This window comes from Leptotrichia sp. oral taxon 879 str. F0557, from assembly GCF_000469385.1.
Taxonomy (GTDB): Bacteria; Fusobacteriota; Fusobacteriia; order Fusobacteriales; family Leptotrichiaceae; genus Leptotrichia; species Leptotrichia mesophila.
Genome location: NZ_KI271299.1, coordinates 10,140 through 11,555 on the forward strand (window position 1 = coordinate 10,140; position 1,416 = coordinate 11,555).

Consider the following 1,416-nt stretch of genomic DNA (forward strand, 5'->3'; position numbering starts at 1 on the left):
CAACTTTGTCGCCATCCTTAATCTGGCTTACAGCTCCCGCAACCTGCTTAATCCTGTCCTTAATCGGGCTGTTTATTCCTGCTGAAATTGTGAAGCCACTGCTCTTGCTTGAAGTATGCACATCCCTTGTATCAATTCTTGCACCGTATTTTACATCGCCATTATTGATTTGAATATTTCCGTATTCAAAGTTTGTGGCTGTAATTTCTGCTCCTCTGTTTAATACTGAGCCGTCTCCAACTTGCAAATTAGATTTTGCATTTATTGTACTCTTTTCATCGTACGTGTTCTGCGATTTTCCATACCCGACTGAAGCTCTTCCATGGCTTATTCCTCCTGTGAAGCCTTTCTTCCTGTTCTCCTCGTAGTAGCTGTTGTGAAGTTCACGTGAATCAGTTGTAACTTTTCCGCCTACAAAGGTGTTTTCTCCAAGAACGATGTTGCTTCCTATCCCTTCAACATTACCTGTAATTACAGCATTCTTGCCTAGCATAAGATTGCTTGCTGAATTTTCTTCAATGTGGGAGTTTCTGTATGTGCTTTTCGATGACATGAACCCTTTTTCGCTCTGCCTTGATTCCATGTCATAACTGTTGACTGCCGATTCTGCCTTGACGTTTCCAACTGTCAGTCCTGTTGTATCTTCAGCTATGAACGATGAGCCTCTTAAGTTAAGATTTCCAATTCTTCCTTCTGCTGAATTTGCAACTGCTCCTCCGCCTAAATGTGTAGTTTCAGCATATTTTGAATAGTTTTTGCTGTCAGTCCCGAAACTATGGTTTCCAGACAGTGACAATGCATTCACATCAAAGCTGTTTACATCAAGTGCCAGATGACCCGTATTTAAAACTCCTCCTGTCGAACTGTAGCTATCAGCTTTGATAAAAGTTGTGCCTTTTGAAGTGATTGCACCAACTGAGGCAACTTCCTCATATTTTGCCCTGTCATATTCCCCGTTATTAAATCCAACTGTCCTTTTTGTCGTGTCGTTTACTACCTTGCCGTTTTCAGAAATAAGCGAGACCGACTCCTCTCCATTAATCAGCCCTCCGATATTCTCAATGTTTCCAACAGAATTTATGAATGTTCTGTCCCCTGATATTTCTGAAAGAAGGTTAGTTGCTGTCTGGTTTCTTACAGTGTCAGCCTCAACATACGTAATTCCACCATTCCCCCATTTCGTTCCGTCATTGACAAAGTCCTTGGACTTCACATAAGTCCCTTCTGTTCCGCCAACTCTGTTTCTTGTGTCATCGCTTATGCTTTCTCTAGTCTTGCTACTTAGGTAAACTTGTGGAGCAAGAACTTCAATACCATTTACATTTTTTGTTACATACCAGACAATATCTTCATTCAGGCTGTTTATCTGTTCCTGAGTCAGCTCCTGCCCTGCTTTAAGTCCAAGCCTCTTACCTT

General features: G+C 41.6%; 1 pseudogene. It reads right to left on the reverse strand.

The features are described from left to right. A pseudogene (locus HMPREF1552_RS03070) lies at positions 1-1,416 on the reverse strand (hemagglutination protein); the annotation flags it as partial.